Raw genomic sequence first — 21,198 nt, 5'->3', positions numbered from 1 at the left:
ATGCAAAGAGATTTTAGAGGATTAAATTTTGATTGGATCACCATTGCTTTGTTTTTATTGCTTGTTGGTTTTGGGTGGCTCAACATTATGTCTGCCTCCCATTCTGGCGATATTACGAGTTATTTTGATATGAACCATCCTTACGGAAAGCAATCCGTATTTATAATATTTACTTTTGGTCTCATCATTCTCATTTTGGCTTTAGATGCCAAATTTTACGAACGTTTTGCCAGTATCATCTATTTCATTTCCATATTATCTTTATTGGGCTTATTCCTTTTCGGAAAAAATGTTAATGGTGCCTTAGGGTGGTATAGCATAGGCGGCATGACCTTACAACCCAGTGAATTTGCCAAATTTGCAACCTCCTTGGCTTTGGCTAAATACATAAGTGACCTTCAAACCAATATGAAGACCTTTAAAGATCAGATTAAAGCTGCGGGCATTATTGTGCTTCCTGCTGTCTTGATCTTATTGCAAAACGATGCAGGGAGTACCGTTGTTTATGCTGCTTTCTTTTTTGTGTTTTATAGAGAAGGGTTACAGCAAATTTATCTTGTCATTGCTATTTTTCTTATTTTATTAGCGGTATTGGCACTTAAATTCAATGTGGTGGTTGCGGTGCTCGTTGCTGCAGCTCTAATCTTTGGGCATCATTTTTTTGGACAGAGGAAACGACCACAGATCATACAACCTATTGCCGTCCTTTTGGCGTGTGTCGCAGTCTCGTTTGGGATCAAATATTTCTACAACAATATTTTACAGTTTCATCAAAAGGACAGGATTAGCATATGGTTGCGCTTAGAGAGTGACCCTGACAAACTCCATGAAATGAAACAGACCATTCTTTACAATCTGAACGAATCAGAAAAGGCAATCAGTTCTGGAGGATTGACAGGAAAAGGTTTTTTGCAAGGCACAAGAACCACTGGTAAATTTGTGCCCGAACAGCATACAGATTATATTTTTAGTACTGTTGGAGAAGAATGGGGCTTTCTTGGAAGTGCGCTCGTGGTACTGCTTTTTGTTGCGTTGCTGCTTCGCATATTATATTTAGCAGAATTGCAAAAATCACAGTTTAGCAGGGTTTATGGGTATTGTGTTGCTTCCCTGTTGTTTTTTCATTTTCTAATAAATATCGGGATGGTGATGGGCTTGATTCCCACTATTGGTATTCCACTACCGTTCTTTAGTTATGGTGGTTCCGCACTTTGGGCATTTACTATTTTGCTCTTTATTTTTGTGAAATTAGATTCGAATAGGATTAATGAATGGTAAATTCTTAAAGTTTTAAATTCAAAGAACCAAATTCCAATAAGTCAGTTTGTGGTAATTCATGTCCAACAACAGCTGTTACACAGAGTTCCACAAAGTAAAACATAAAGTTTCACAAAGTTGTATTTTAGATAAAAACCCCAAATAAAACTAGTAAGAAAGGATTCAAAGAATTTCGTTTAAACTATCAAAACCCTCTGTGAAACTCTTTTATCTCAGTGCATCTCTGTGTAATAAAATCATAGAGAACAACTTTAATTCTAGGAGAATTTGAGGAAAATCTTTAGCTATGAAACAAAGGTTCACAAAGCAATCATACGTGACGATTCCAAATAAAAAATCCCAGATTAATAATTTAACCTGAGATTTTATTACTTACGAAGTTTATTAAATACTTCCTCCAAAGAAGGTCGTCAACTTAACATCTAACCTACTTCAAATTTGCCAAACTCGATTTAATCGTCTCTATTTTAGCCAAAGCATCCGCTTCCTTATTGCGTTCGTTTTGTAAAACTTGAGCCGGTGCGTTGTTCACAAATCGCTCATTGGACAATTTGTTTTGTACAGATTTTAGAAAACCTTCGGTATATTTTAATTCGTCATTCAATTTCTTGATCTCTTCTTCCACGTTGATGGCACCAGAAATAGGAATAAAATATTCATTGGAATGTACCCTAAAACTTAAAGCGCTGTCCACAGCTTCCTTAACTGATTCCATTTTTGAGATATTTCCCATCTTTTCAATAACCGAGTTGTAGCGTTCCGACAACTTTTCATTATTGATGACCGATAGTTCAATAGTATCTTTAAATGAAATATTTTTATCTTTTCGGATGGTTCTAATTCCCGAAACCACTTCTTTGACTTTTTCGAAATCGGAGATTAATTGGGCATCAAATGCTTCAAATTTTGGATATTTTGCAACGATCAATGCTTCTTCCGGAGTTCGCTCTGCAATAAAGTGCCAAATTTCTTCGGTCAGAAATGGCATGAAGGGATGTAGTATTTTTAAATTAGATTCAAAGATTTCAATCACACTTTTAAATGTTTTTGAATCGATAGGCTGATGGTATTCTGGTTTGATCATCTCCAATAGCCAAGAGCAGAAATCATCCCAAATCAACTTGTATATCCCCATTAAGGCATCAGATAATCTGTACTTGCTATAATGATCTTCTATTTCAACTAATGCTTGTTGAAATTTAGACTGATACCACTCTACTGCAATTTTTGAAGCTTCTGGTTGCTCTATTTCTGCAACTTCCCAACCTGTCACCAGTCTGAAGGCATTCCATATTTTATTGGCAAATCCTTTTCCTTGGTTGCACAATTCTTCCTCAAACATCAAGTCATTTCCAGCGGCAGAGCTTAACAACAATCCCACGCGCACGCCATCAGCACCATAATCTTCAATCAATTTTAAAGCATCAGGAGAATTCCCCAACGATTTACTCATTTTTCGACGTTGTTTGTCGCGTACCAATCCTGTCAGATAGACATTTTCAAAAGGTTTTTCATCTCTGTATTCATAACCAGCAACAATCATACGTGCCACCCAAAAGAACAGAATATCCGGACCCGTCACCAAATCATTGGTTGGATAATAATATTCAATTTCAGGGTTATCTGGATTCCGAATCCCATCAAAAACACTAATAGGCCATAACCATGATGAAAACCAAGTATCTAAAGCGTCTTTATCTTGAGTTAAATCAGCTAAAGTGAGTTGAGCGTTGTTTGTTTTTTGCTGAGCTAGCTTCAGCGCCTCATCACTATTTTCGGCCACTACAAAGTCATCTTTTCCATCACCATAGAAATAGGCAGGAATCTGTTGTCCCCAAAGTAATTGACGTGAAATATTCCAATCACGGATATTTTCCATCCAATGACGGTAGGTGTTATTAAATCGTTTTGGAAATAGCTTCACTTCTTCATCTTCCAAAACCGCTTTAATAGCTGGTTTCACAAGATCTTCCATTTTTAAAAACCATTGGTCAGAAAGTCTTGGCTCTATCACAGCCTTGGTACGCTCACTTGTTCCAACCTTATGCGTAATATCCTCAATTTTTGCAAGAATACCCAAATCTTTCAATTCTTGGGTCACATCTTTTCTAGCAACTTCTCTATCTTTTCCTTGATGGTGAAGACCGAAACTATTTAAAGTGGCATCATCATTTAGGATATCTACAACTTGTAATTGATGTCGGTCACCAATTTCCTTATCGTTGACATCGTGTGCAGGCGTGATTTTCAAACAGCCCGTACCAAATTCCATATCTACATAATCATCAGCAATTATTGGCACAATCCTATTGCATATTGGCACAATAACGTTTTTACCGATAAGGTGTTGAAAGCGTTCATCATTAGGATTCACACAAACTGCAGTATCACCCAAAATAGTTTCAGGACGCGTGGTGGCAATGGTTACAAAATCGTCTTGGTTTTCTATTTGATACTTGACATAGTACAATTTATCGGTGCGCTCTACATGGATCACTTCTTCATCAGACAACGTAGTCTTAGCTTCTGGATCCCAATTGACCATGCGATAACCGCGATAGATTAAGCCTTTGTTGTAAAGATCCACAAAGACTTTGATGACCGATTCACTCATATCATCATCCATGGTGAATTTCGTCCGATCCCAATCACAAGAACAGCCCAGTTTTTTTAACTGCTCCAAAATCACCCCACCATATTCATGAGTCCAATCCCACGCATGGCTTAAGAATTCTTCTCTAGACAATTTATTTTTGTCAATACCTTGTTCTTTCAACTTAGCTACGACTTTAGCTTCCGTAGCAATTGATGCGTGATCTGTACCCGGCACCCAACAAGCGTTTTTACCTTGTAAACGAGCGCGACGAATGAGCACATCCTGAATGGTATTATTCAACATATGTCCCATATGTAAAACCCCCGTCACATTAGGTGGCGGAATGACTATGGTATAAGGCTCTCGATCATCAGGAACGGACTTAAAATACTTGTGTTCCATCCAATAGGAATACCACTTATCTTCTACATTGGTAGCGGCGTATTTTGCTGGGATCTGCATACTTTGGTACTGTTTTTGTATCATAACAGGCAAAGTTACTTATAATTCTGTTTTGGTGAAATTATAAAAAGAAATATTAACCCAAATATGGGTACTCATTAAAACAGAATCATACCGTTCAACTAATATATTTTGTGAAATGGTGAAAAGTAAGTAATTTTGACCCCCTATCAATTTTAAAAATTAAAATGATGAAAAATTTAATAGCAATTGTATTTGTAGGAATGTTAAGCATTTCTGCTTTTGCACAAGAAAAAGTAGCCAAAATCGAATTTAAAACTGACGTAATTGACTACGGCACAATCGAGAAAGGCGCTGACGGTGTTCGTGTTTTTGAATTTACTAACACGGGTAATGCCCCATTAATTATTACAAGAGTCACATCAACATGTGGATGTACAGTGCCTAAAAAACCTGAAGGACCAATCCTACCAGGACAAACAGGTGAAATACAGGTGAAATATGATACCCAACGTGTCAATCCTATTAGAAAGACCATCACGGTCTTATCAAATGCGGACACACCAACGGTTGCCCTTAAAATTAAAGGTGAAGTTGTTGACTCAACTAAAACAAGTGTTTTAGACAAAAGAGACAGAAGCATCATGGAACAATAATTCTGTATGTTTTTTACAATTTAAAAGCTCTCATTTTTGAGGGCTTTTTTATTACCATAAACTTTCCAATCTAAAATGAAAGCTCATAATCACACCATCTCTGTCTATTTTGAGCTTAATGAGATTGCCTTCTTTATCCCTGAAAAACGAATTGACCTCTTGAAGTATAAGAGTATGTACTTCCTTATTGTTAATTCTCAGGATAATATCTCCCAACTTTAAACCCGCTGTTTCGGCCGGCGAGCCTGGTCTCAACTCCACAATCCTGAATGCTGGTTTAAGTGTGAATTTGAACGCTTCTATTACAGACAGTCTGGACGTCTGTTCATGAGACTGTTCATTTTTATATTGAGAACCCTGATCTCTTTCCTTAACTATCCTAACACCGTCCTGCTCTAATACTATACCGCTTTTATTGTACTCAAAAGGATCATTAAAATGTCTGTTCTTCTTAAAAGTAACTGTTGTGTTTTTATAATCCATAATGATATTAAAACGTTTTAATAATTCTCCAGCCATACTCCCACTCCGTTCCTTATATTTTCTTGCGAAACTAACTGCTGCGGAATCTGGATAGGCAACATTAAGATTATTGATATGAAAACCCTTTATGGAAAACCGCTTTAATTTTGATCTTTTCCCATGCACACTGCCACTTAATCCTTTGCCCAAGAAATCTACAAAGTAGTTGTCAATTTCAGGGACCAGCCCTAAGGAATCATCTTCAAAAAGCCACAAAGCATCACTCCCACCAGAGTCCATCAACAATTTTACCGGAACGTCTCCTCCTTTTACTTCCACTATGGCGTCAATAAATGGTTTATTGTTATATAGAGTTAGATCTAAGGTTTCACATTTTTTACATGTCTTATATTTAAAGGTTTCCGGATCATTCAACCTGATAAACTTTGAACCATAATTAATTTCGACAATAAAATCCCTAAATACATCATAACCAATAATGCCATGTACTGGAATGCCTAATCTGGGTGTGAAGTTTATATTTTGATCAGAGATGATGAACACATCCTGATTGATATTTACAGCATCGCCAATCTTAAAAATGTTATTTCTTGATTTTAACGCTTCAGTGGACTCTCCATCTCCCAAACCTCTTATATAAATACTTTCTATGTTTTTGAATTTCAATGAATCTGAAGAACTGATGATATTGAACAGAATTGGTTTACTAACTCCCGAATCTAAAATAAAAGAAAACTTACTGCCGTTTATTTCCACAGGAATAATAATGAGATTGTCAATAAGTTGAAATTTAACTTTTGTGCGTTCCGTTTGAACCAAACGAAAACCGCTCTGCGAAAAGGACTGTCCGCATAAGAACACGATGCAAAAAAAAGTAAAATATCTCATAATTATCTGAAACGGAGCTAGAGTCATCTCAATTTACAAATCTTTGGGTCTATATTAGTTTTTTACATGATGAATTTCAAATATCTTTGCGATAATTTTCAGAACTTTACCCCTTAAACATTAAGCTCATGCCAAAAATTTCAAAAAAGGGACAGATGATGCCATCATCGCCTATAAGAAAGTTAGTTCCTTACGCAGAACAAGCCTATAAAGAAGGCAAAACCGTATATCATTTAAACATTGGACAACCTGACATCAAAACTCCCGAAGTTGCCTTGGACGCGGTTAGAGTGCATTCTTTGGATATTTTAGCATATACAAGATCTGAAGGATCTGAAGGATATAGAAAAAAAATAGCCCAATACTACGCTAAAAATAACATCAATGTAGACCACAGTGATATTATTGTAACCACTGGTGGTAGCGAAGCTTTGTTGTTCGCTTTTGGCAGTATCATGGATTCTGACGATGAAATTATTATCCCAGAGCCATTCTACGCTAATTATAACGGATTTTCAACAGCTTCTGATATTAAAGTGGTTCCCGTAATTTCGAAAATAGAAGATAATTTTGCTTTGCCTCCCATTGAGGAATTCGAAAAACTGATTACAGATAAAACGAAAGCCATTTTAATTTGCAATCCCGGAAATCCTACAGGATACCTTTATTCCAAGGAAGAAATTAAACAATTGGCGGCTGTTGTAAAAAAACATGACCTGTTTTTGATTGCCGATGAAGTTTACAGAGAGTTCGTCTATGATGGTAATGAGTTTTATTCCATTATGCAAGAAGAAGGACTCGAGGATCATGCAATTATGATTGATTCTGTATCAAAACGCTATAGCATGTGTGGTGCGCGAATTGGTTACTTAGTTTCGAGAAACAAGGACTTTATTGCAACAGCTTTAAAGTTTGCACAGGCACGATTAAGCCCTCCTACCTTGGCACAAATTGCCAGTGAGGCAGCATTGGAAACACCTCAAAGTTATTTCGATGATGTTATTGAGGAATATGTGAAAAGAAGAAACACACTCATAAGAGAATTGAAAAAAATTGATGGAATTAAGGTTGCCGAACCAAAAGGTGCCTTCTATTGCATTGTGGAATTACCGGTTAAAAGTGCCGATCATTTTGCGCAATGGTTATTGGAAAGCTATGACTATAATAAGGAAACCGTCATGGTAGCTCCAGCAGCAGGGTTTTATTCAACCCCCAATGTAGGATTGAATCAAGTTAGAATAGCCTACGTGCTCAATGAAGAAAGCTTGATTAGAGCCGTCTTTATTTTAAAAGAAGCCTTAAAAGTTTACCCAAACTAGTGCGAATCCAAGAAAACATATCATTAAAACCCTATAATACATTTGGGCTGAATGCTCATGCAAAATATTTTGTGGAGGTTGAGAGCATTCAAGACCTAAAAGAAGTTTTAAGCTGGGATGCCTATCCTGATAAATTCATTCTGGGTGGCGGTAGCAATATGTTGCTCACAAAAGATTTAGATTGTTTGGTCATTCATTTGGCACTCAAAGGCATTGAAATTATTGATCAAGACGAAGATGAAGTCCTTGTCAAGGCATATGCAGGTGAAAATTGGCATCAATTTGTTTTATGGTGTTTGGAACATAATTTTGGAGGTATCGAAAATTTATCCCTAATTCCAGGAAATGTGGGAACCGCTCCCATCCAAAATATTGGTGCCTATGGCGTTGAGTTAAAAGACGTTTTCGAATCTTGTGAAGCGCTGAACATAAAATCAAAGACAGTTGAAACGTTTACGAAAGATGCGTGTCATTTTGGATATCGTGAATCCGTTTTCAAACAAGACAAAAAGCACAGCCACGTTATTGTAAGCACGACGTTGAGATTGAGCAAGCATCAGCATCAACTGCACACAGAATATGGTGCCATTACTAAAGAATTAGAAGCTATGGGCATCACTGACCCAACCATTCAGGACATTTCAAAAGCCGTGATCGCAATTAGGGAAAGCAAACTTCCAAATCCGAAAGAGATTGGTAATAGTGGCAGTTTCTTTAAAAATCCTGTGATTGCTAATGCCCTTTTTGAACAACTCAAAATTAACTTTCCTGATATTCCAAGTTATGTTGTATCTCCAAATGAAGTGAAAGTGCCCGCAGGCTGGCTGATTGAGAAATCAGGCTTCAAGGGCAAGACCTTTAATAACTATGGCGTTCATAAAAAACAAGCCTTGGTACTGGTCAATTATGGAGATGCCAAAGGATCAGACATACTCAACTTAGCGAAACTCATTCAAAAAACAATCCAACAGATTTTCGGAATTACTATTGAAACCGAAGTAAATATTATATAAAAAGGCTCCAACAAATATGCTGGAGCCTTGAAATAATTACTGCAGTGTCAAATGAAAAAGCTATTAATCAATATTCTTAGAAAGAAGATATTTCGACACTACCGATATAAAAACAATATTTTAATAATAAAGTAGTTTGTAATTTTACTATCTTAATATGATATACGTCCAAAAATCAAATTTGGACTTTTTAACCTTACATTAAAATAAATTTTAACTTTTTGAGCTATTCATTGGAAGAACATATTGTCGAACTTCTTGAAAAAGGAGATAAAGCTGCGATTAATTTACTTTATGAAAATTATTCTGACAGCCTCTATGGCGTCATTTTAAAAATAACACGGAACGAGGAACTTGCCCAAGATGCCTTGCAGGAAAGTTTCGTAAAAATCTGGAAAAATGCAAAAAAATACGATTCAAAAAAGGCAAAACTTTTTACATGGCTCTATAGAATTGCACGCAATACGGCTATTGATAAACTAAGAAGTTTCAACAATCGCTTTAACAGGGAAGTCCAAATTGACAAATCAGACGTATATATTCTACCAAGTACAAGTTTAAATCAGGATGTCATTGATTTAAAAGAGCACGTTACCAAACTAGAAGAGAAGTATCAAATCGTTTTAAATGCCTTATTTTTTGAAGGCATGACACAACAAGAAGCTAGTGATGAATTAGATATTCCATTAGGTACTATAAAATCTAGGTTGAAAATTGGTTTGAGAGATTTACGAAAACTCTTCAACTAAAGAACAGTATAAAGTATACAAAAAATGGAAAAAAATTTACAAATTTTTATGGATTCGGGCCTGCTGGATAACTATATCCTAGGTACCACAACTCCTAATGAAAATTTAGAAGTTGAAAGCTTTATTGCTGAATTTCCTGAAGTAAAAGCTGAGTATGAGAGACTTCAAGATAATTTAGAAATTTTAGCGAAGGCAAATACGGTAGAAGCTCCAAGATATATTTTGAATGCCGTCATTAAAGAAATCACCGAGGATGTACCTGTCATACAAATGCACGCATCTCCCACGCATAGACGCACGCCATGGTTTAGTATAGCAGCAAGTATCGCAGCTCTTATTTTTGCTGGTACCGCTTCTATGCTTTACGAACAAAATGTCTCATTAAATCACGAAAACCAAGTGGTTGTAGAAGAGATTTTTGACCTTAGAAGTGACATAGAAGACAACAACCAGAGATTAGAGAATGTGATGCTTCAGTTTATGAAATTGAACAATCCAGAAACTGAAAAGTACGTTTTAAGAGGAAATTCAAGAGCTAAGGACCTAAAGACAGTGGCATACATTAATGCGGTAGACAAAACATCTATGATTGATGTAGTCTCATTACCTAAACTTCCTGAGAATCAGACGTATCAAATTTGGGCAGAATTACAAGACAGGATGGTAAACCTCGGTATATTAGATGAGTCAGAGCGCAAATTAAAGACCATTCCTTATATGGAAGATGCACTTGGGCTGAGTATTACAATTGAACAAAAGGTGGGATCTAAGATCAACAAAGCGCACGCTGAAAATTCAGTTGCAGAAATCACACTAAAAAATAATTAGCTAAATTAAAACACAAATAACTTGATGTTTTAATTAACTCTAAATTAAAAAGAGGCTACCTGAAAAGGCAGCCTCTTTTTTTTCGTGTTATTTTATTATTTACTGAAAAGTAAATACAGCACTCTTTGAATAGCAGCCTCAATAAGGATTATCCGAAAAACTTAAGATACATTATTCAAAGTTTTTAGTTTTTGATGGTAGTCTAAGAAAACAAAGGACGTTTTAATCACTAATTTCATATGGGATTTCCTATCATCAGTGTTACATGAACGTGGTTTGGATCATCGTAAATCCTATGAGTGGAAAACAGCAACAACATGATACACTGTTCAAAGAAAAAGTGGGCATGGAAGATTAAGATTCCTGCCTGCGCAGGAATTAGGAGGCCCTCGCAGGAATTAAGCTATTTGAAAAAGGAATCTACAAATTCAAATTTATTGAAGACTTGCAAATCATCGATACCTTCTCCTACGCCAATATATTTTACTGGAATTTTAAATTGATCAGATATTCCTATGACCACGCCACCTTTGGCAGTTCCGTCCAACTTTGTAACGGCTAATGAGGTGACTTCTGTAGCAGCAGTGAACTGTTTTGCTTGTTCAAAAGCATTTTGTCCTGTAGATCCGTCCAATACCAATAACACATCGTGAGGTGCATCAGCAATGACTTTTTGCATTACGCGTTTGATTTTTGTCAACTCATTCATTAAATTGACCTTATTGTGCAAACGACCAGCGGTATCAATGATCACCACATCGGCATTTTGGTTAACAGCACTCTTTAAGGTATCAAAAGCGACAGATGCTGGATCACTACCAAAATCTTGGCGCACCATAGGCACATCTACACGGTCTGCCCAAATTTGTAACTGATCTATGGCAGCAGCTCTAAAGGTGTCTGCGGCTCCAAGGACAACTTTTAAGCCTTGTTTTTTGAACTGTGACGCCAACTTACCAATAGTTGTTGTTTTCCCCACACCGTTCACGCCTACAACCATGATGACATAAGGCTTAATCTCTTTTGGGACGGTAAATTCTGTAGCATTTCCGCTATCAACCTCGGACAACAAGCCTGCAATTTCTTCCCGTAAGATTTGATTGAGCTCTGAAGTACCTAAATATTTATCCTTAGCAACACGCTCTTCTATTCTATCAATGATTTTTAAAGTCGTGTTGACCCCGACATCACTCGACACTAAAATTTCTTCAAGATTGTCAAGAACATCTTCATCTACTTTAGATTTTCCGGCAACTGCCTTGTTTAGCTTGGTGAAAAATGAGGTTTTGGATTTTTCCAAACCTTTATCTAAAGTTTCCTTTTTTTCTGAAGTGAATATTTTTTTAAAAAAGCTCATTTGTGTTGCTGTATTAATTATTAAGCCGTTTTTATAGATCAAAAACGGAGTTGCGTTAGGGATTGCAGCGGCATCCTTTTTAATTTGGTGGCTGAGCTTGTCGAAGCCACCAAATTAAAAAGATATAGCGTAAAGCCCGACCTCTTAAACTCATAAGGCTTTTGCCTTATGAGTTTAAGAGGTAACGCCAAAATCAAACAACAAATTTCAGTCCTTAAGATTCAAACTGCTAAATTGTCAGATTTCACTCAAATATAGACATAAAAAAACTGCTTTCAAATGAAAGCAGTTTTATAAAATATAGTGAATATATTTATTTTTTATTTAAAAAGTCGTCAACAAACTCAGGTGCGATAACAGTTTCAACGAACTGATAAGCTCCTGTTTTTGGAGATTTAACCATCTTTATTGCTTTGGTTAATCTCTTAGATCCTTTTTGTAACGATGCTACTGATTTCTTTGCCATTGTATAGTTTCTTTTTATAATTCCCATATCAATGGGAATCCTACATTTATTTTATCTCTTTATGAACTGTCATTCGCTTAAGGATAGGATTAAATTTCTTAATCTCCATTCTGTCTGGCGTATTCTTTTTATTTTTTGTAGTGATGTAACGAGACGTTCCTGCTTGTCCAGACTCTTTGTGCTCAGTACACTCTAATATAACTTGTATTCTATTACCCTTTTTTGCCATTATCTTTACTTTTTAGCTTGTGGCTATTATTTTAAAAATCCTTTAGATTTCGCTTCTTTTATTGCCGCAGCAATACCAATTTTATTGATGGTTTTCAACGCAGATGTAGAAACTTTTAAAGTTACCCATTTATCCTCCTCAGGAATGTAAAAACGTTTTTTGATCAAATTTGCATCAAATTTACGCTTCGTTTTATTCATAGCGTGAGATACGTTGTTTCCAACCATCGCTTTTTTTCCAGTAAGTTCACAAACTCTTGACATTCTTTCTAACTTTAATAATGTTATTTAAAACAGTTTGCAAATTTAGTAAAACTTTACAATACCTACAAACTTAAATTGTTACTTTTTTGAAATTTCTTTCTGTAGCATTTCAAAAGCTTTGTTTGACGCTCTGTTAATGACTTTATGACGATGATCACCAAAAGTAAAGCGTTCCGATAACACTTTATCTTTAGAAGCGATGGCTATAAAGACGGTGCCAATGTCAGCATCTGCATCACCTTTAGTTGGTCCCGCGTTTCCTGTGGTGGCAATCGCATAGTCGGAATCAAATAGTTTCAAAACCGCTTTGGCCATGGCTTCTGCGACTTCTCCACTCACTACAGAAAACTCAGAAATCAATTTTGGATCTATTTTTAAAACATCTACCTTAGACTGTGTGGCATAACTGACCACGCTTCCTTTAAAATACTGAGACGCTCCAGCAATAGCTGTAAAAGATTCAGCAATTTTACCTCCTGTACAACTTTCTGCCGTGGCAACGGTTTTACCCAAAGCAATTAATTGTTGCCCAATTACGGCTTCAATAGATTCATCACGTTCAAATCCAACAAAAATGTCTTCAATTTGGGGTAACAACAATTCGATCTGATGTTTTATTTCTATCTGGATCAAATGCTTGTCCATAGATTTACCCGAAAGACGTAAACGCACCCTTCCTAAACTGGGTAAATAGGCCAACTTTATATAGGATGGCAAATGGTCTTCCCAAGCTTCGATGCGTTCTGCCAAAGCACTTTCGCCAAGACCGTAAGTCAATATCGTTTCATGTTGGATATAAGGAAACTTAAACTGCTTTGCGAGCTTAGGAATCACTGCATTATCTATGAGTCCGCGCATTTCATAAGGCACGCCTGGGAGCGAGATAAATATCTTTCCTTCCTTTTCAAGCCACATTCCCGGAGCACTCCCATGGAGATTCATTAGCACTTGTGCTTTTGACGGCACTAAAGCTTGATCTAAATTGACTTGTGTTGGTGTTGTATCAACGTTATCTCGCCAAATTCGCCAGATATTTTCTGTGACCGCATCACTTCTGACAAGCGTGTCATGAAAATATTCTGCAATGGTTCTTTTCGTGATATCATCTTTAGTTGGTCCCAAACCGCCAGTGATAATGATAATATTAGCATTCTCTTCAGCTTCCCTAAAAGACTTTAAGATGTGTTCTTTATCATCTTGCACAGAAGTAATCTGGTACACAGACACCCCAATCTTATTAAGTTGTTTGGCTATAAATGCAGAATTGGTATCGACGATCTGTCCAATAAGAATTTCGTCTCCAATAGTTATAATTTCAGCTAACATTAGAGATTGAAATCGTTTTTAATTTCTTCGGAGGTTCTTTCTATGGCTTCTAAAACTGATCTTAATTCCTTCGAAACATCCTCGTCCTTCTTTTCCAATTTACCCCAATCCTGAACGGTTATTAAATCGTCTAAGACCCCAAGTTCAAACAGATCAATAGTTGGTTTCATTTTGTGGGCCGCCTGATAGGTAGTATAATAATCAGCTTCTCCAACAGCCTTTTTAAGTCGTGCCGCATCTTCTGGAACTTCTTCCAAAAATGCCGCAGCAATCGCCATGACAAAATCCTCATCGCCATCGGCTAATTCACGAATGCGATAAAGTTTATAATTTTCTTCCATTTACTTGATTGTTAATTTAAACATTTCGTTATTTTCAATCAATCCTCTAAGTTCATCATTAGCTTCTACCTTAGCAACTCCTGATGGCGTTCCCGTAAAGATAATGTCTCCAATCTTTAAAGTAAAATATTTTGACACATATTCTATAAGTTCATCAATTTTCCAGAGCATATGACTTGTGTTGCCTTGTTGCACAAGGACTCCATTTTTTTCTAACCCAAAATTAATGGCATCTACCGATTCAAAATCGGATTTTGGCAACCATTTACCAACTACTGCAGCACCATCAAAAGCTTTGGCTTTTTCCCAGGGCAAGCCTTTCTCCTTTAATTTTTGTTGTAAATCTCGCGCAGTAAAATCGATGCCAAGCCCGATATCATCATAATATTTATGCGCGAATTTCTTATCGATATACTTACCAACCTTAGATATTTTCACTAAGACCTCCACTTCATGATGGACATCATTAGAGAAATCAGGAATATAAAACGGTTGTTTTTTTAATAAAATTGCAGAGTCAGGTTTTAAAAACACTACTGGTTCTGTTGGCTTTTCGTTGGCCAATTCCTTGATATGCTCTGTGTAGTTTCGACCTATGCAGATGATTTTCATGAACGCTTATTTTTTTATATGCTTGGAGTACTATTTAACAGAGATTCTGATGGCATCGAGACTTTAAGATATACTTTATTGATTCTAATGGATTTCTGCCTTTACGTCGACAAGCTCAGCAACCACGCAGGAATTTAGGCCAATTTGTTATTAAAAGCTCTCAATTTAATGGCAGTCAGCACTTTTTTAGTGTACAGTGGAAAATCAGCATTTAGCAACCAACCAAAATACCCTGGCTCTTCGTTCAACACATCTTCTACTCTTTTGGTTTTATGTTTCCCAAAAGAAAAACACTCTTCATTATATTTATTATAAACGATGAACCCGGCAAAATCGGCAAATTTCTTGCGCGAACTGAATTCCGCTAAAAACTTGGTGTCATTTTCCAACTCGTCATATCTTGCAATTTGAGCTTTTAAGACTTCATAGGTAGCTTCGGTATCTGCAGCTGCGCTATGTGCATCGTCCAAATTCTTATCGCAATAAAACTTATACGCTGCCGCCAAGGTGCGCTGTTCCATTTTATGGAAAATAGTTTGTACGTCAACTGCCACACGACCTTTCATATCAAAATCGATCCCAGCCCGTAGCATTTCTTCTGCTAACAATGGAATATCAAATCGGTTGGAGTTGAACCCTGCCAAATCTGAATCTTTAACCATAGTATTGATCTCATTGGCCAATTCTTTAAACGTTGGTTTATCTGCAACATCAGCATCCGAAATTCCATGAATTTCTGTCACCTCAGCTGGAATTGGCATTTCTGGATTTACCAACCATGTTTTGCGATCTTCCTTACCACCGGGAAACACTTTCAAAACTGCAATTTCCACAATGCGGTCCGAGGTGATATTAATACCGGTAGTTTCAAGATCAAAAAAGCAGATGGGTTTTGTGAGATTAAGAGTCATTTTTGTTTTGTTGTTTATTGTTTGTTATTGCTCACTTCCACCTTTCGACTAAGCGCAAGGCAGAAAAGCTCAGCGTAATGTTTGTTACTGATTTATAATTATTTAACGTAAAAATAGAAAAACCTAACTGTTTTAAGATTAGGTTTAAGATTTGTTTAGGTTTTGAATTTAATCAGACCTGACAGGTTTTTAAAACCTATCAGGTCTGATTGATATATTAAATCTCGCGATTTACATCCCAAGCTTCCAAATAGTCTTTGACGGCTTTTACAAATTGTCCACCCAATGCACCATTAACGACACGATGGTCGTAAGAATGTGATAAGAACATTCTGTAACGGATGCCGATAAAATCGCCTTCAGGAGATTCTACAACTGCAGGAACTTTTCTTATGGCGCCAAGGGCTAAAATCCCCACTTGTGGTTGATTGATAATTGGCGTCCCCATGATGCTTCCAAAAGTACCCACGTTAGTTACAGTGTAAGTACCTCCTTGAATATCGTCGGGTTTCAATTGGTTTAAACGGGCTCTGTTTGCCAAATCGTTGACACGTTTGGTCATCCCGATCAGGTTCAGTTGATCTGCATCCTTAATAACAGGTACAATAAGATTTCCATCAGGAAGTGCCGCAGCCATCCCTATATTGATATGTTTCTTTTTGATGATTTTATCATCTTGAAGCGAAATATTCATCATTGGGAATTCTCTAAGCGCTTTCGCAACAGCTTCCAAAAATATTGGTGTAAAAGTGAGATTTTCACCTTCACGTTTCGCAAAATCATTCTTGACTTTATTGCGCCAGTTCCAGATATTGGTCACATCGGCCTCAATAAAACTTTGTACGTGAGCTGATTTCTGTATGGATTCCACCATGTGATGTGCAATCAGCTTGCCCATTCTGCTCATTTCAATGATCTCATCGCCATTACTCGCAATTACAGGAGCCGCTTTCGGTTTTTCAGGAGCTTTCTCTTTAGTTGGCTGTACCGCTACTGGTTCTTGTTGAGGAGATGCTGCTGCTATATTTTCTTTCACAGGCTCTGGTGTAGACGCTTGTGGCGCCGATACTGGAGCTGATTTCTTAGCTTCAAGATATTCGAAAATGTCATTTTTAGTGACACGCCCATCTTTTCCAGTACCAGAGATACTGTCCAATTCAGATTGCGAAATGCCCTCTTCTTTAGCTATATTCTTAACCAAAGGCGAATAAAAACGATCTTCGGTAGAAGTCACAGGAGCTGCCACTGCGGTTTTAGCTGCTTCCACTGTTTGTGCTACTTGAGCAACTTCCGGAGTTTCAACCATTCGCGCTGGAGCAGAGTCTTGATTTGGTGCACCAAGTGCTTGGACAGCACTTGCATCAGTTTCAATGATTGCTATTACTTGCCCCACTTTTACAATATCATCAACATTATAAAGGATTTCGGTCAAGACGCCATCCACTTCACTGGGCACTTCGCTATCTACCTTATCGGTTGCAATTTCCAATACTGCTTCATCAGCTTCAATAGTGTCACCAACATTTTTCAACCAAGAGGTAATGGTTGCTTCTGCTACGCTTTCACCCATTTTCGGGAGTTTCAGTTCAAATTTTGCCATATTATTATTCTGATGCTAAAATTTTTATTTGCTCTTGCAAAATTAGTTAAAATTGCCATACTTCATTACATAATCCTTTATATTTTCCGAATTCATGGCGCATATATTCATTGGGGTTTTTATAACAAAACCACTTCTCCTCGATGTTCTGAGCTATCGCTTCCAATTATAAACTGGGAGTTTCTAGGTAAAATTCTAAATGTCAATTCTTTGTCCTTATCTGAAAACATTATACATTCAATAACCGACTTGTAATCAATAGTGTTGCCGTCCAATACTACTTGTGAATGTGCAGCAACCTCAGCTAAACTTTGAACAGTTGCGGTATTAAAAGGGAGATCTGTAATAAAGTCCAAACTTCTGGTCATCAACATATGAGAGGATACATTTTGCTTGATTTCCGATGGCTTTCTCAATAAAAACCGTGAAAAGAGAATTCCAGACCAGACGATAACATCAAAAACAAGATTCGATTTAAAATGTTTGTTGTAAAAAATCTGCATCGCTCCATGGAAATGTTTCGCATAGGTTTTATCTTTCAAGGTACTTTCTCCTTTATAGTGAAGGATGGCAGTTTCACCAAAATATATATTTTGATAACCTGCTTTCAGTACTTTATAAGAAAGATCTATATCTTCGCCATACATGAAGTAATCTTCATCAAAACCTTCAACTTCGTCGTAAATCTCTTTTTTGAGAAACATGAATGCACCTACAAGAATATCAACCTTGCCAGTATCAGTTGGCGATAAATGATTTGCGTAATAAGCATTGGGAAATCCCAATATTTTTTTAATGGAAACCATTGGCGTGGGGATATTCCTTTTGCTTTCTGGTAGAAATTGGCCACGTCCATCTGTAAGTTGGCATCCCAAAATCCCCATCTTTGGATTATCATTTGCATATGCCAATGACTTTGCAAAAGTATCTTCCGCAACAACGGTATCGGGATTCAGAATGCATAGATATTCGCCTTTTGCTTTGGTGACGCCGATATTATTTCCTTTTGAAAAACCAAAATTCTCCTTGTTTTCGATTAAAATGACCTCTGGAAAGAGCTCTTTCACCATCTGGCAGCTATCGTCTGACGACTGATTGTCAACAACAATAATTTCAGCATCCAAATCTGCTGTTGCAGCTTGCACACTTTTGATGCACAACTCCAAGAAGTAGCGCACATTATAGTTTAATATGACAATAGATAACTTCAAAAAACATTAGGATTTTAAAGAGGATTCAAAAGGGATTCTATTCAAAATACTTCTTCCAAGGGTGACCTCATCGGTATATTCCAATTCGTTGCCTACTGAAATACCTCTTGCAATTGTGGAGGTAATAATTTTACAATCTTGAATTTGCTTAAAGATATAAAAGTTGGTCGTATCCCCTTCCATAGTAGAGCTTAATGCGAAAATCAACTCTTTTACAGTTCCTTTGTTCACTTTTTCAACAAGCGAAGAAATATTGAGGTCATTAGGTCCAATACCATCCATAGGTGATATTTTCCCTCCCAATACGTGATACAACCCTTTAAATGAACTTGTGTTTTCAATTGCCATGACATCTCTAATATCTTCAACTACACAGATGATTTCTTCTGTCCTGCGCGGATTTGAACAAATCTCACAAAGTTCAGTATCGCTGATATTATGGCAACTTAAACAGAATTTAATATCATTCCTCATGTGTTGCAATGCCGAAGCAAGCAACATGGTTTGATCTTTTGGCTGTCTGAGTAAATGCAACACCAAGCGCAACGCTGTTCTTTTCCCAATTCCAGGGAGTTGCGACATTTCATTGACCGCTTTTTCGAGTAGTTTTGAAGAAAATTCCATGGGTGCAAATTTACGATTTTAGTACATAATTTTGAGGCTTTAACATATTCTTATTTCACATTAAGTCACGTTATTTGAAAATTGAAAACTTTAATAAGTAATTTTCCCCCTTATTTTATTATTTATGCATTCAACAACCATCATCCTACTGATCCTTTCCTATTTTGGAATTCTTATTTTGATATCCTATCTCACCGGAAAAAAATCAGATAACAACACTTTTTTTAAAGCGAACAAACAAGCGCCTTGGTATGTTGTGGCCTTTGGGATGATTGGTGCTTCACTTTCTGGAGTGACCTTTATTTCAGTTCCTGGTTGGATAGAATTCTCTCAGTTTAGCTATATGCAAATGGTATTGGGCTATATTGTGGGCTATCTCGTTATTGGCACGGTTCTACTTCCACTCTATTACAAACTAAATCTCACCTCTATTTACACCTATTTAGAAGAGCGTTTTGGAAATGCTTCCTATAAAACCGGTGCCTCATTTTTTCTCATATCCCGAATTGTGGGTTCAAGTTTCAGGTTGTTTTTAGTGGCCAATGTACTTCAAGTGCTTCTTTTTGATGATTTAGGGATCAGTTTTTGGCAAACTGTAACCATGACTGTTTTTTTAATTTGGTTGTACACCTTCAGATCTGGAATCAAAACCATTATTTGGACAGATACCCTGCAAACCCTGTTTATGCTGATATCAATTGGCGTTGCAATTTATTATGTAAGTGATGACTTAGGTATTAGTGGCGGCAATCTTTTAGGCTATGTCCTAGACAGCGATTTATCCAAAACCTTTTTCTTCGACGACTTTAAGTCGAGTGATTATTTCTGGAACCAGTTTATATCTGGAGCGTTCATTGCCATTGTAATGACCGGATTGGATCAAGATATGATGCAAAAAAACCTCACCTGTAAAAGTTTGAAGGATGCACAAAAAAACATGTTCTGGTTTACGATCATATTAACTTTAGTGAACTTTATGATTTTAAGCTTGGGCCTTCTTTTAACGGTCTACGCACAACAAAATGGCATTGATGCACATAAAGATGAGCTCTTCCCTATTTTGGCAAAAGAACATTTAGGAATTGGTGTTTTTGTATTCTTCTTATTGGGACTGATCGCTGCAGCATATAGTAGTGCCGATAGCACGTTGACATCTTTGACCACCTCCTTCAGCATTGACATTTTAGGTATTGAGAAAAAGCATGAAGCCACCAAACAAATTACAATTAGAAAACGTGTTCACGTCATGATGTCGTTTGTTTTGATCTTGGTCATTATCGCATTTAAATACGCTATCAAGGATGAAAGTGTCATTGCAAAACTCTTACTCTTTGCAGGATACACCTATGGTCCCTTACTTGGCCTCTATGCTTTTGGCCTGTTCACCAAGTGGCAGGTAAAAGATAAATGGGTGCCTGTTATTGCCATTCTGTCACCAATTTTATCGTATTTAATCAGTGTCAACAGCTTAAAATGGCTAGGATTCGAATTTGGTTTTTTTATTCTGATCCTAAATGGCCTCTTGACATTTTTAGGACTAATACTGATTCGTACCAAGCAACACTAAGGTGCAGGCCGTTTCAAACTCAATCTTCGCTTGACTTAACAATTCGAAAAACTCTGGATTTTCTGTTCCCGGATTAAAAATCACGCGATTTGGTTTTAAAGAAATGAGGTGGTCATAAAACGGCTCCTGTCTAGTCGGATTCATATACAACGTAACGGTATCAATACCATTGTAAGATATCAACTCTGTATCGATCTTGATCCCTGCAACCTCACCTTCCTTTAATCCGAAAGCCACAACGTCATGTCCGCTGGCAACTAGCCTGTGCATTGCTGTATTGGAATAACGACTCGGATTTAAAGAGGCACCGAACACCAAGGTTTTTTTCTTCGTTTGCATAATTTCAAGAGTTTTATTTTTAAAAATTGATAAATGGGCGTAACACATTGCAAAAGTAATCGTCTCTCTATTAACAATCAAATCAAATTCATCAATCAAATCAAAAAAAACAATCACCA

General features: G+C 36.9%; 21 protein-coding genes. 7 read left to right on the top strand and 14 right to left on the bottom strand.

The annotated features are described in order from the left end of the window. A complete protein-coding gene (rodA, locus tag ESZ48_RS06935) occupies nt 1-1,278 on the top strand; it encodes a rod shape-determining protein RodA (RefSeq protein WP_129016614.1) in 1,278 nt (425 codons plus the stop codon). Nucleotides 1,279-1,705: 427 nt separating this feature from the next. Here rodA and ESZ48_RS06930 read toward each other — a convergent pair whose 3' ends face one another. Then, nucleotides 1,706-4,336, bottom strand: a complete 2,631-nt coding sequence (locus ESZ48_RS06930; protein WP_129016896.1) for a valine--tRNA ligase — start codon at nt 4,334-4,336, stop codon at nt 1,706-1,708. A gap of 191 nt (nt 4,337-4,527) precedes the next feature. Here ESZ48_RS06930 and ESZ48_RS06925 point away from each other — a divergent pair, with 191 nt between their 5' ends. Beyond that, entirely contained in the window at nt 4,528-4,953 is a 426-nt protein-coding gene (locus ESZ48_RS06925) for a DUF1573 domain-containing protein (protein ID WP_129016895.1), read from the top strand. Nucleotides 4,954-5,004: 51 nt separating this feature from the next. Here the strand turns inward: ESZ48_RS06925 and ESZ48_RS06920 are convergent, their stop codons facing one another. Next, on the bottom strand, nt 5,005-6,324 hold the full coding sequence (locus tag ESZ48_RS06920) for a retropepsin-like aspartic protease (protein ID WP_129016613.1): 1,320 nt from the start codon (nt 6,322-6,324) through the stop codon (nt 5,005-5,007). Between the two features lie 128 nt (nt 6,325-6,452). Here ESZ48_RS06920 and ESZ48_RS06915 point away from each other — a divergent pair, with 128 nt between their 5' ends. From ESZ48_RS06915 to ESZ48_RS06900, 4 genes are all read left to right on the top strand, one after another. Continuing rightward, the gene (locus ESZ48_RS06915; RefSeq protein ID WP_129016612.1) at nt 6,453-7,643 is read left to right on the top strand and encodes a pyridoxal phosphate-dependent aminotransferase; all 1,191 of its coding nucleotides are present in this window, start codon (nt 6,453-6,455) and stop codon (nt 7,641-7,643) included. Next, nucleotides 7,643-8,656: a UDP-N-acetylmuramate dehydrogenase gene (murB, locus tag ESZ48_RS06910; RefSeq protein ID WP_129016611.1), complete on the top strand. Its 1,014-nt coding sequence runs from the start codon at nt 7,643-7,645 to the stop codon at nt 8,654-8,656. Before ESZ48_RS06915 ends, murB begins: the two co-directional genes overlap by 1 nt. A 221-nt stretch (nt 8,657-8,877) precedes the next feature. Next, nucleotides 8,878-9,405 carry an RNA polymerase sigma factor gene (locus ESZ48_RS06905; protein WP_129016610.1) on the top strand — a complete coding sequence of 176 codons (528 nt, stop codon included), beginning with the start codon at nt 8,878-8,880 and terminating at the stop codon, nt 9,403-9,405. 24 nt (nt 9,406-9,429) lie between these two features. Next, nucleotides 9,430-10,233, top strand: a complete 804-nt coding sequence (locus ESZ48_RS06900; protein WP_129016609.1) for an anti-sigma factor domain-containing protein — start codon at nt 9,430-9,432, stop codon at nt 10,231-10,233. Between the two features lie 403 nt (nt 10,234-10,636). Here the strand turns inward: ESZ48_RS06900 and ftsY are convergent, their stop codons facing one another. The 11 genes from ftsY to recR all read right to left on the bottom strand — a co-directional run bounded on the left by ftsY (nt 10,637) and on the right by recR (nt 19,173). Further along, nucleotides 10,637-11,590 carry a signal recognition particle-docking protein FtsY gene (gene ftsY / locus ESZ48_RS06895; protein ID WP_129016608.1) on the bottom strand — a complete coding sequence of 318 codons (954 nt, stop codon included), beginning with the start codon at nt 11,588-11,590 and terminating at the stop codon, nt 10,637-10,639. Nucleotides 11,591-11,903: 313 nt separating this feature from the next. Beyond that, nucleotides 11,904-12,056, bottom strand: a complete 153-nt coding sequence (locus ESZ48_RS06890; protein WP_129016607.1) for a DUF4295 domain-containing protein — start codon at nt 12,054-12,056, stop codon at nt 11,904-11,906. A gap of 46 nt (nt 12,057-12,102) precedes the next feature. Further along, nucleotides 12,103-12,285 carry a 50S ribosomal protein L33 gene (gene rpmG, locus ESZ48_RS06885; RefSeq protein ID WP_129016606.1) on the bottom strand — a complete coding sequence of 61 codons (183 nt, stop codon included), beginning with the start codon at nt 12,283-12,285 and terminating at the stop codon, nt 12,103-12,105. A 26-nt stretch (nt 12,286-12,311) separates the two neighbouring features. Then, entirely contained in the window at nt 12,312-12,548 is a 237-nt protein-coding gene (gene rpmB, locus ESZ48_RS06880; protein ID WP_129016605.1) for a 50S ribosomal protein L28, read from the bottom strand. A 78-nt stretch (nt 12,549-12,626) separates the two neighbouring features. Then, nucleotides 12,627-13,874 carry a CinA family nicotinamide mononucleotide deamidase-related protein gene (locus tag ESZ48_RS06875; protein ID WP_129016604.1) on the bottom strand — a complete coding sequence of 416 codons (1,248 nt, stop codon included), beginning with the start codon at nt 13,872-13,874 and terminating at the stop codon, nt 12,627-12,629. Then, nucleotides 13,874-14,215 carry an Hpt domain-containing protein gene (locus tag ESZ48_RS06870; protein WP_129016603.1) on the bottom strand — a complete coding sequence of 114 codons (342 nt, stop codon included), beginning with the start codon at nt 14,213-14,215 and terminating at the stop codon, nt 13,874-13,876. Before ESZ48_RS06870 ends, ESZ48_RS06875 begins: the two co-directional genes overlap by 1 nt. Then, nucleotides 14,216-14,827, bottom strand: a complete 612-nt coding sequence (locus tag ESZ48_RS06865) for a fumarylacetoacetate hydrolase family protein (RefSeq protein ID WP_129016602.1) — start codon at nt 14,825-14,827, stop codon at nt 14,216-14,218. A gap of 134 nt (nt 14,828-14,961) precedes the next feature. Further along, entirely contained in the window at nt 14,962-15,738 is a 777-nt protein-coding gene (locus ESZ48_RS06860; protein ID WP_129016601.1) for a 3'-5' exonuclease, read from the bottom strand. Nucleotides 15,739-15,955: 217 nt separating this feature from the next. Next, complete coding sequence (locus ESZ48_RS06855; protein WP_129016600.1) at nt 15,956-17,338, bottom strand: dihydrolipoamide acetyltransferase family protein; 1,383 nt, start codon at nt 17,336-17,338, stop codon at nt 15,956-15,958. 119 nt (nt 17,339-17,457) lie between these two features. After that, nucleotides 17,458-18,549 carry a glycosyltransferase family 2 protein gene (locus ESZ48_RS06850; RefSeq protein ID WP_129016599.1) on the bottom strand — a complete coding sequence of 364 codons (1,092 nt, stop codon included), beginning with the start codon at nt 18,547-18,549 and terminating at the stop codon, nt 17,458-17,460. A 6-nt stretch (nt 18,550-18,555) separates the two neighbouring features. Beyond that, entirely contained in the window at nt 18,556-19,173 is a 618-nt protein-coding gene (gene recR, locus ESZ48_RS06845) for a recombination mediator RecR (protein ID WP_129016598.1), read from the bottom strand. 124 nt (nt 19,174-19,297) lie between these two features. On the opposite strand from recR, the gene ESZ48_RS06840 reads away from it, so the two are divergent. Beyond that, nucleotides 19,298-20,740, top strand: coding sequence for a sodium:solute symporter (locus tag ESZ48_RS06840; RefSeq protein ID WP_129016597.1), 1,443 nt, complete (start codon nt 19,298-19,300; stop codon nt 20,738-20,740). Here ESZ48_RS06840 and ESZ48_RS06835 read toward each other — a convergent pair. After that, entirely contained in the window at nt 20,711-21,079 is a 369-nt protein-coding gene (locus ESZ48_RS06835) for a CoA-binding protein (RefSeq protein ID WP_129016596.1), read from the bottom strand. The two genes, ESZ48_RS06840 and ESZ48_RS06835, sit on opposite strands and share 30 nt — an antisense overlap. Nucleotides 21,080-21,198: the final 119 nt, after the last annotated feature.

Origin of the sequence: Gelidibacter gilvus (assembly GCF_004115975.1) — a bacterium.
GTDB classification, from domain to species: domain Bacteria; phylum Bacteroidota; class Bacteroidia; order Flavobacteriales; family Flavobacteriaceae; genus Gelidibacter; species Gelidibacter gilvus.
The sequence above is the reverse complement of the archived record's forward strand: the minus strand, read 5'-3'. Positions and strand labels throughout refer to the sequence as shown.